This is a genomic window from Corticimicrobacter sp., assembly GCF_040137905.1.
Lineage (GTDB): Bacteria > Pseudomonadota > Gammaproteobacteria > Burkholderiales > Burkholderiaceae_B > Corticimicrobacter.
Genome location: NZ_JBEFDG010000005.1, coordinates 1 through 9,994 on the forward strand (window position 1 = coordinate 1; position 9,994 = coordinate 9,994).

Annotated in this window: 10 protein-coding genes and 1 tRNA gene; 9 read left to right on the forward strand and 2 right to left on the reverse strand. The window is 59.7% G+C overall.

Annotated features, from left to right (window positions below; genetic code table 11):
* Positions 1-222: hypothetical protein (locus ABN482_RS00545; protein ID WP_349502160.1), on the forward strand; the 222-nt coding region annotated here is incomplete at its 5' end.
* Here the strand turns inward: ABN482_RS00545 and ABN482_RS00550 are convergent.
* Complete coding sequence (locus ABN482_RS00550; RefSeq protein ID WP_349502161.1) at positions 211-873, reverse strand: hypothetical protein; 663 nt, start codon at positions 871-873, stop codon at positions 211-213. The genes ABN482_RS00545 and ABN482_RS00550 overlap by 12 nt on opposite strands.
* A 126-nt stretch (positions 874-999) precedes the next feature.
* Here ABN482_RS00550 and ABN482_RS00555 point away from each other — a divergent pair, with 126 nt between their 5' ends.
* The 4 genes from ABN482_RS00555 (at position 1,000) to ABN482_RS00570 (ending at position 4,554) form a co-directional block, all read left to right on the forward strand.
* Complete coding sequence (locus ABN482_RS00555; protein WP_349502162.1) at positions 1,000-1,356, forward strand: YfdP family phage-associated protein; 357 nt, start codon at positions 1,000-1,002, stop codon at positions 1,354-1,356.
* Between the two features lie 34 nt (positions 1,357-1,390).
* Complete coding sequence (locus ABN482_RS00560; protein ID WP_349502163.1) at positions 1,391-2,218, forward strand: DUF2303 family protein; 828 nt, start codon at positions 1,391-1,393, stop codon at positions 2,216-2,218.
* Between the two features lie 127 nt (positions 2,219-2,345).
* Entirely contained in the window at positions 2,346-3,098 is a 753-nt protein-coding gene (locus tag ABN482_RS00565; RefSeq protein ID WP_349502164.1) for a hypothetical protein, read from the forward strand.
* A 268-nt stretch (positions 3,099-3,366) separates the two neighbouring features.
* Positions 3,367-4,554, forward strand: coding sequence for an Arm DNA-binding domain-containing protein (locus ABN482_RS00570; RefSeq protein ID WP_349502165.1), 1,188 nt, complete (start codon positions 3,367-3,369; stop codon positions 4,552-4,554).
* Between the two features lie 102 nt (positions 4,555-4,656).
* Here ABN482_RS00570 and ABN482_RS00575 read toward each other — a convergent pair.
* Positions 4,657-4,743 (reverse strand) — tRNA-Leu (locus ABN482_RS00575).
* A gap of 81 nt (positions 4,744-4,824) precedes the next feature.
* Between ABN482_RS00575 and dapC the strand changes: the two genes are divergently transcribed.
* The 4 genes from dapC to ABN482_RS00595 are packed head-to-tail and all read left to right on the forward strand — an operon-like array spanning position 4,825 to position 9,728.
* Positions 4,825-6,030 (forward strand): succinyldiaminopimelate transaminase, encoded by a 1,206-nt coding sequence (dapC, locus tag ABN482_RS00580; RefSeq protein WP_349502166.1) that lies wholly within the window; start codon positions 4,825-4,827, stop codon positions 6,028-6,030.
* Positions 6,031-6,054: 24 nt separating this feature from the next.
* Positions 6,055-6,876 (forward strand): 2,3,4,5-tetrahydropyridine-2,6-dicarboxylate N-succinyltransferase, encoded by an 822-nt coding sequence (gene dapD / locus ABN482_RS00585; protein WP_109060684.1) that lies wholly within the window; start codon positions 6,055-6,057, stop codon positions 6,874-6,876.
* A 2-nt stretch (positions 6,877-6,878) separates the two neighbouring features.
* Complete coding sequence (prmB, locus tag ABN482_RS00590; protein WP_349502167.1) at positions 6,879-7,769, forward strand: 50S ribosomal protein L3 N(5)-glutamine methyltransferase; 891 nt, start codon at positions 6,879-6,881, stop codon at positions 7,767-7,769.
* A 12-nt stretch (positions 7,770-7,781) separates the two neighbouring features.
* Positions 7,782-9,728, forward strand: a complete 1,947-nt coding sequence (locus ABN482_RS00595; RefSeq protein ID WP_349502168.1) for an ABC-F family ATP-binding cassette domain-containing protein — start codon at positions 7,782-7,784, stop codon at positions 9,726-9,728.
* Positions 9,729-9,994 lie beyond the last annotated feature (266 nt).

Sequence of the window (9,994 nt, forward strand, 5' to 3'; positions counted from 1 at the left end):
GCCGTTGGTGCCCGTGACCGGCAACTGTTCGCCGCCTACGACGCAGAGCGCCTGCAGATGGTGGCCAGGGCCTGCGGCAAGCGCGGGCAGCTCTGGCAGCGCCCCCAATCCGGCGAGTATGTCTGCGCTTATACCAACCCCGATGGGGACACCCTCCTGCAGCCCATACCTGAGTCGACGCTATTGACGACTCTACCAGCCCATCAAGCTCTACAACTCTGACACGAGTATCTCTTCATAAGCACCATCATACGACTCTATATAATCATTAATACTTGATGAATGTAGAGTCAAACTCCTATGAAGCGCATGAAGCCGATCCCTTTTATGGGCGCTCATGGCAGACATTCCCTTTGCCTGATCAATCAGCTCAACAATACGTTTAATTGACAATCTAATATTCACCACATTCAAAGAAATAAGTATTCCCGGATCACTTCCAATAGGCATACCATCAATCCATTTAATAGCATCTTCAAGCCTGCTTTTTTGATTAATCAAATCTTTTGAAAAGTCACTTCTAGTTTTAACATCCAAAAGAGATCCGCAGGCGCTCTTAGCAGTCTCAGCGCATCGAACAACGACCCCAGAAATGGATCTCAGCTTTGTTTTTCGTAGCTGACGCTCATTATTTTCTTCTCGCTCCCATTGATCAAAAAGCATTTTTTGTGACTCACGCGATTGATGGCGAGCCACCAAAATGGCAGAAATAACAGCACCTATGGTACCAATAGCCTGCACCCAAGCAGCAGCATGACCGGGGTCAGAAGGCCAGTAGCGAACGACCATCCAGCCAAATGGCGCTCCAACGATAAAAGCTACAGCGATTTGATATTGCTTCATAGCAGCCAGTATTTTTTCTTTCCAGTTCATAGCCCCTCCGGCATATACCCCGGCAGGGATGATACATCGCGTCCGCTTGCGACAGAAACATCACCCCATGGCCAACGGCCAGCATATACCCCGCCCCCCTCAATTACTCCCCTCAAGGAAGCAACTATGAGCAAGCTTCTCTACGAAAACCTCCAATCCGTCCGTGTCGAAACCGAGGCCGGCGACCTGCTGCCCATCATGGACGTGGCCGGCGACAAATTCAGCGAATTGATCAACGCTGTCGCCGCCTATCAAAAGGTGGGCACGCTGACGCTGAAAATCTCCGTCAAGCCCTCCACGGCTGGTGCCATGGCCGTCAAGGCCGACGTCAACATCAATAAGCCCAAGGGCCTGCCGAAGGAATCGCTGCTGTGGGCAACCCCTGATGGCAACCTCATGGCCGAAGATCCCCGCCAGACCAAACTCGACCTCAAGCACGTCACCCCCGAGCCGGTGCGCGAATTGAAGGTCGTGGTGCAGTAACCACCTCAACCATCCATATCAGGAGATACCCATCATGGATCAACCCGACAACATCCAGACTGTACTCAGCGCAGGCGCTGCTGCCGTCCAGCCAATCTTTTCCCATGGCGGCATACCCTATGTTGCCGTTCCCGCTGGCTATGCCATCAAGGATCTGGAAAAGCTGCTGCCCGCCCCCGCCCGCAAGCATGCCAATGTCACGACCACCGACGCAGACAGCTTCATCCTCTACACGAAGAAGCACGGCAACCTGGACCATGCGACGATCTACGCCGATATCGACGCCGAAGCCAGCCGCTTTAACCTAGTGGCGGTCATCAATGACCACGGCTCTGATCTGAATGGCCAGCAATGGCGCGACCACCGCTGCCTGTTCGCCCCCACTCAATCCCTCGAGTGGAAACGCTGGCTGAGCATGAACAAGAAGAATTTCACCCAGGCTGATTTCGCCACCTGGCTCGAAGACAACCTGCCGGACATCGCCGCCGTCCCTAATATGCCTACCGGCGCAGATATCCTGCAAATGTCACTGGCGTTCGAAGCCAACGCCGACAAACGGCTGCGCAGCAAGATCAACCTGCAGAGCGGTGGCGTCCAGTTCGAGTTTGTCGACGACGAGGACAAGGATACCCGCACGAAGATGCAGGTGTTTGAACGCTTCACACTGGGCCTGCCCGTGTTTGATGGCAGCGGCAGCGGCTACTCGCTGGAAGCCCGCCTGAAGTACCGGGATCGCGACGGCAAGGTTGCCTTCTGGTATGAGCTCATCCGGCCTGACCGCGTGTTCAAAACCGCCGTGGCCGACGAACTGAACCGCATCAAAGATGCTACCGGCTTCCCCGTCATTTCCGGGCAGCCGTAAGCCAACCTATCCACACCATCTGTGAATAACCCTGGGGAAAGCCTGGGGTCATGTCACTTAATCGTAATAACCATGCGCTCGGCCGGTTGCCTGGTCAGATATTGCGCACCCTAAGGAAATGCACAAAATGACCCGAGACAACGAACACACCCAATCAACTGTGGCGCAGGAGCCGGTAGCGTGGGTCCGTCGCCACCCGGATGGCGCGCTGACAGCAGAATTCCTGGAACATGCGGTCATCGAGACCGCCCGCAAGCGATCCGGCGCATGGGTTCCGCTCTACGCCGCCCCTGTTGCCGCCCAGGCGCAGCAGCAAGCCATCGGGCCAGGAGCAGCGCCACGCAATGGTGAAATCTTGGACTTGGCGATATCCGAGGGAATGGCCGAAAAGGACGGGGTGTACTGCGGTAGCGCGGCGACAATCCTGTGTTTTGCGGGTGCCCTTACGCGCAGCACCAAACCCGCCCAGGCGCAGCAACCTGCAAGCGGCGCTGATGTCTCGCTGCTGAAAGCCGCCCGCCATCGCATCGCCAACCTGTCTCGCGCAGCAGTTCCGTTCGATGACCCTTTGGACGGCCCTGTGCTGACAGAAGAAAAAATCATAGAAATCGCCCGCGCACTGCGCTGGCAGACCCAGTACGCTGAGGTCAAAGAAAATGCGATCGAGCTTGCGCGAGCAATCGAACGCGCAGCAATCGAGGCGTACCAGCGCAAATGCCACGACCTTATCCGGATCGATACCGTGCTGCCCAACGGCATCCCCGACTGCGAGTACATCACGCATGATGCTGCCAGGCGCTTACTGTCCAACGCCGGGGATCTGCGCCGGCGTTGGATCGAGTTGCGGCAGATCGTTATCACCGCCCCCGAGGAAATTTAATGCACATCACACCAGAGGCCGCAGAGGCTGGCCGAAAAACGATTTGGGAGCTGTTCCTGCTTTGGCTTGAGGGACTGCCGCTTTGATTGATCGAACTGTTGGGAGGCCGCATGGCTAGATACATGACGATAGCCAAGTTCTCGCTGGAATCTGGCTACTCCGAGCATGCCATCCGCTCGAAAATCCGGGATGGGCAATGGCGGGAGCGTGAAATCTGGTTTCGGGCTCCCGATGGAAGGGTATTAATTGACTCGATTGGATATGAAAAATGGGTAGAGAACGGCGGGGAGTACGCCCGGCATCCGCAAACAGCATTGAAATCTCGTTCACATATGAGGGCAAGCGCTGCCGGGAGCGCATCCCGCTCAAGCCCACCCCCGCTAACCTGATCCGGGCTGAATCCCATCGGGGGGCCATACTGTATGCCATCTCAATGGGAACCTTTGATTACGCAACAACATTCCCCAACTCGAAGCGCGTCAAAGGCCACAGCAGCGCCCCCACAGCAGCACCAACCATCGAATCCTATCTTGATGCCTGGCTGGATGAAAAAAAACCCACGCTGGCAGCAAGCACTTACGACGGATACCGCAGCATCATCATCGGGACAATCACGCCAGGGATCGGAAAAATCGATTTGTCAGAGATATCTCGCAGACACATACGCAACTGGCTATCGGAATACGCGGATCAGCGCCCCCAGGTGACAAACAAGCGCTTGGCCAACATCCAGAGTTGCCTGCGGTCTGCCCTAACTGATGCAATCGACGCTGAGCTGATCGAGATTAACCCGCTATCTGGTTGGACATACAAACGCAAGATGCCCCCACGGGAAAACGACGATGTTGATCCATTGTCGCCCGATGAGCAGGCCGCTGTACTTGCGCAACTAAAGCCTGATGCCCGACGCCTGATTCAGTTTGCTTTATGGACGGGACTGCGCACAAGCGAACTGATCGCGCTCGAATGGGGGGACATTGACTGGCTGCTGGGCTCGTTTGATGTGCGGCGAGCCATTACCAAGGCATCAAAAGGCAAGCCCGAGGCTACAAAAACGATTTCAGGCCGTCGCACGGTCAAGCTATTGCAGCCAGCCTTGACGGTCCTGGGCGAACAAAAACCGGCCACTTTCTTGCGCGGCAAAGGCCTTGTGTTCATCAACGAACGATCCAGTGACGGATGGACTGGCAGCCAAATATATCGGACCTGGGGAGACGCGCTCAAACGTACCGGTGTTCGATATCGACGCCCATACCAAACCAGGCATACGTATGCGTCAATGATGCTGTCTGCCGGCGAACACCCCATGTGGGTTGCACAGCAGATGGGACACAGGGATTGGACAATGATCGCCCGCATCTACGGAAAATGGATGCCAGATGCAAATCTTGATGCAGGAAAAAAAGCAACAGCCCTGTTCTCGGGAGTGCTGCATAGGCAGAAAAAGGCGGTTTGAGATGTTGGCGTAATGTTGCCTTAACCATCCCAAAACAGCCCCAATCAGCCCTAAAAAACACAACCCAAAAAACCATAAGTCATTGATTTTATTGAGATTAAATGGTGCGAGGGAGGGGACTCGAACCCCTACACCTGTTACGGCGTCAGGACCTAAACCTGGTGCGTCTACCAATTTCGCCACCCTCGCAAGCCAAGCCGACCATTATATCGCAATCGCCCTTCATGTTGCTAAAATTGGTCTTTGCCCTTCCTTCTTCCCGCGGTCGTCATGAATCCCCGTCTGCAGCAACTCGCTCCCTATCCCTTCGAAAAACTGCGCGCCCTGCTGGGTACTGCCGAGCTGCCGCCCGGCCTCCGGCCCGTCAACCTGTCCATCGGCGAACCCAAGCATGCCGCGCCGCAACTGGTGCGCGACGCCATGGCCAACAGCCTCGACGGGCTGTCGGTCTATCCACCCACCAAGGGAGAGCCGGCACTGCGCACGGCCATTGCCGACTGGCTGGCACAACGCTATCCCATTCCCCGCCCTGACCCTGACAGCCAGATCCTGCCCGTGCTCGGCACGCGGGAGGCGCTGTTTTCGTTCGTACAGACCATCATTTCACCCTCGCCCGCAGGCGCGCTGGTGATCTGCCCCAATCCGTTCTACCAGATCTATGAAGGTGCGGCACTCCTGGCCGGTGCGCAGCCCTGGTTCATCAACTCCGACCCGGCGCGCAATTTCAGCCCCGACTGGAGCACGGTGCCGGACGACGTCTGGGCCCGCACCCAACTGGTGTTCGTCTGCTCGCCTGGCAACCCTGCCGGCAACGTCATGACACTGGACGAGTGGCAATACCTGTTCGAACAGTCCGATCGTCACGGTTTCGTGATCGCCGCCGACGAATGCTATTCCGAAATCTATTTCGACGAAACCGCGCCGCCACTGGGTGCGCTGCAGGCGGCGCAACGGCTGGGACGCAGCGACTATCGCAACCTGGTGTCCTTCAGCAGCCTGTCCAAGCGCTCCAATGTGCCCGGCCTGCGCTCAGGCTTCGTGGCCGGCGATGCCCGGCTGCTCGAGGCCTACCTGCTCTACCGCACCTACCATTGCGGCGGCATGAGCCAGGTGGTCAGCCGCGCCAGCATCGCTGCCTGGAGCGACGAAACACACGTGCGCGCCAATCGCCGCCTTTATGCCGAGAAATTCGCGGCAGTATTGCCTATACTGTCGCCCGTACTGGACGTGGCGCTGCCCGATGCCTCCTTCTATCTGTGGGCAGGCGTTGCCGGCGACGACGTCGCCTTTGCCCGCGAGCTGTATGCGTCGACCGCAGTCACCGTGCTGCCCGGCAGCTACCTTGCGCGCGAGGCGCACGGCCTCAATCCGGGCGCAGGCCGCATCCGGATTGCGCTGGTCGCCCCTGTTGCCGACTGCATCGAAGCCGCGCATCGCATCGCGGCATTTGTCGCCTCCCGTCCATCCACCTGCTGATCAACCACCAGAGATATATCAACCATGACCCAATCGCTGCAACACACCATCGAACAGGCCTGGGAAATCCGCGCCGAACTGTCCCCCGCCTCCGCTTCGGCCGAGATTCGCGATGCCGTCGCCCACGCGCTGAACGAGCTCGACAGCGGCCGCCTGCGCGTTGCCGAAAAGCAGAACGGCGAGTGGATCGTCAACCAGTGGCTCAAGCAAGCCGTGCTGCTGTCTTTCCGCCTGTCCGACAACGATGTGCTGGGCCAGGCTCCGCTGCAGTATTTCGACAAGGTGCCCCTCAAGTTCCAGGACATGAGCGCGGCCGACTTCCAGCAGGCCGGCTATCGCGTGGTGCCACCTGCCGTGGCGCGTCGCGGTGCCTATATCGCCAAGGGCGTGGTGCTGATGCCTTCCTACGTCAACATCGGTGCCTACGTTGACGAAGGCACCATGGTCGACACCTGGGCCACGGTCGGCTCCTGCGCCCAGATCGGCAAGAACGTCCACCTGTCCGGCGGTGTCGGCATCGGCGGCGTGCTCGAACCCCTGCAGGCCAGCCCCACCATCATCGAAGACAACTGCTTCATCGGCGCACGCTCCGAAGTGGTCGAGGGCGTGATCGTGGAAGAAAACTCGGTGCTGGCCATGGGCGTCTACCTGTCGCAAAGCACCCGCATCTACAACCGCCAGACCGGCGAGATCAGCTATGGCCGCGTGCCGGCAGGCTCGGTGGTGGTGCCGGGCTCCCTGCCGTCTGACGATGGCAAGTACAGCCTGGCCTGCGCCGTGATCGTCAAACAGGTCGATGCGCGCACCCGCGCCAAGACCAGCATCAACGAACTGCTGCGAGCCTGATCTTGAAAGACCTGCCGGAACTCCTCACCCTGCGCGACGTGCTGCGCTATGCCGTCTCGCGCTTCAACGCCGCCAGCCTGAGTTTCGGCCACGGCAGCGACAATGCCTGGGACGAAGCCGTCTACCTGGCGCTGCACCAATTGCATCTGCCGCTGGACACGCTGGAGCCGTTTCTCGACGCGCGCCTGCTCTCCAGCGAGCGTCAGGGGCTGCTCGACCTGATCGCCAAGCGGGTGCAGCAACGTCTGCCGGCCGCCTACCTGACAGGCGAAGCCTGGTTGCGCGGCTACCGTTTCGAGGTCACTGCCGATGTGATCGTGCCGCGCTCGCCGATTGCCGAACTGCTCGACGAAGAGCGCGTGCCCGGCCTGAGCCTGTCGGATTCTCCCGGCAGGATACTGGACATGTGCACGGGTTCGGGCTGCCTGGCCATCATCGCCGCACACCTCTGGCCCGAGGCCGAGGTCGATGCCGTGGATGTCTCCGAGCAGGCACTGGCCGTGGCGCGCCGCAACGTGGCGACCCACGGCCTCGAAGACCGGCTCGAGCTGATCCACAGCAATCTGTTCGAACAGCTTGGCCCCGAGCGGCAATATGGCCTGATCATCTGCAATCCGCCGTATGTCAACAGCCAGTCCATGGACGCACTGCCCCCCGAATACCGGCACGAACCCGAACTGGCACTGGCCGGCGGCAATGACGGCATGGACCTGGTACGTCGCATTCTGGAGGCTGCGCCACGCCATCTCACGGATGATGGCCTGCTGCTGCTCGAGATCGGCCATGAGCGTCCTTACTTCGAAGCGGCATTTCCTGAGCTGAATCCGCTCTGGCTTGCCACGCACGGCGCAGAAGATCACATCCTGCTACTGCGCCGCACCGATCTGGCCTGAGAAAAGCATAACGTGATACGCGCCAACAACCTGACCCTTCGCCGGGGCGTCAAGATCCTGCTGCAAGACGCAGAATTCGTCATCCACCCTGGTGAACGGGTCGGTATCGTCGGCCCCAACGGGGCAGGCAAATCCACGCTGTTCGGCCTTTTCTCGGGCACGCTCGACGCCGATGCCGGCACCCTCGATATGCCGGCAGGCTGGCGCATCGCCAGCGTGGCCCAGGAAGTGGCCTCCAGCGACAAGCCCGCCCGCGAATTCGTCATCGACGGCGACACCGGGCTGCGCCAGCTCCAGCAGCAACGCGCCGAGACGTCACCGGACGACGGTGCCCGCATCGCCGAGCTGGAAAACGCACTGGTTGAGGCCGATGCCTGGAGTGCTCACTCGCGTGCCGAGCAGTTGCTGGCAGGCCTGGGGTTCAGGCCGGACCAGTGGCAACTGCCGGTATCGAGCTTCTCGGGCGGTTGGCGAATGCGGCTGGCGCTGGCACGCGCCCTGATGGCTCCCTCCGAGCTGCTGCTGCTCGACGAGCCGACCAACCACCTGGATCTGGATGCCATGCTGTGGCTGGAGCGCTGGCTGGCCTCCTATCCGGGTACCGTGCTGATGATTTCGCACGATACCGAGTTCCTCAATGCCGTGGCGCGCATCATCCTGCATTTCGATCACCAGAAGCTGGTGCGCTACCGGGGCGACTACGACAGTTTTCTGGAGCAGCGTGCCGAGCGCCTGCGCCAGGCCCATATCGCCCTGGACCGACAAAACCGCGAAGCAGCGCGGCTGCAGGGTTTCATCGACCGTTTCAAAGCCAAGGCCACCAAGGCCAAGCAGGCCCAGAGTCGCGTCAAGGCCCTGGCACGCATGGAAAAGCTAGCACCGATCCATGCCGAGTATGGCGTGGACATCCGCATACCTGAACCACAGAGCATGCCCGACCCGCTGCTGATCCTCGAACAACTGGAGCTCGGCTATGAAGGCTTGCCCAGCCAGTTGAACGGCATCGACCTGATGGTGCGCGGCGGCGACCGCATCGGCATCCTGGGGGTCAACGGTGCCGGGAAAAGTACGCTGATCAAATCGCTGGCCGGCAGCCTGGCACCCCGTTCCGGGCTGCGCAAGGCCTCGCCTGGCCTGGCCATCGGCTATTTTGCCCAGCACCAGCTCGACATGCTCGACCTGGGCAGCACACCACTGCAGCATCTGGCCCGCATCGCACCCGACGTACGGGAGCAGGAACTGCGCAACTACCTGGGTGGATTCGGCTTTGGAGGCGACAATGTGCTCTCTCCGGTCGCACCCATGTCTGGTGGCGAAAAGGCCCGCCTGGCCCTGTCGCTGATCGTCTGGCAACGCCCCAACCTGCTGTTGCTCGATGAGCCCAGCAACCACTTGGACGTGGAAACCCGAGAGGCCCTGGCCACGGCCCTGGCCGAATTCTCCGGCAGCATGCTGCTGGTCTCCCACGACCGGCATCTGCTGCGCACCACCGTGGATCAGTTCTGGATCGTGGCTGACGGTACCGTGCAGTCCTTCGATGGCGACCTGGAAGATTACCGCGACTGGCTACAGGCCCGCGCCGCCGGCATCCGCAGCGAAGAACGCGCCGCCGCCCGCCAGTCGGCCGACGACGGCCAGGGAAGCAACCAGAACCGCAAGGAAGTCCGCCGCCAAGAAGCCGAAGCCCGCCAGGCATTGGCCCGCCTGCGCAAGCCGCTGGAGCAGAAGTTGCAGAAGATCGAAAAGGAAATGGATCACCTGCAGACCGACCAGGCCGAACTCGACCGCCTGATCGCCGACCCCGAGTTCTACACCTCGGCCGACCGCGACCTGCGCACCAGCAGCCTCGCACGCCATGGCGAAAACGCCAAAAAGCTGGCGCAACTGGAAGAAAGCTGGCTGGCACTGCAGGAAGAAATGGAATCGCTGGAAACCGCTGCAACGTCTGCGGGCGGTTAATGCGGCGGTAGGCAGTGAAGTGAGGCTATATCACTGAAGTGAGGCTTTACCCCGCTAACTTGCGCAGTTGCTGCCCAGTTGGCAGGGCAAAGCCTCACCGATGTAAAACAGCACCGCCCACTGCCAGACTCAATTTATCTAAAGATCCGAGCTAATTCCTGGCAGACAGATAATATATAGACAGATAAGACAAACAAGGTCTTATATCTGGCAGACGTCACAGCACACCCATAACCCTGCACGACGGTTTTTTCTCCACCCCACTC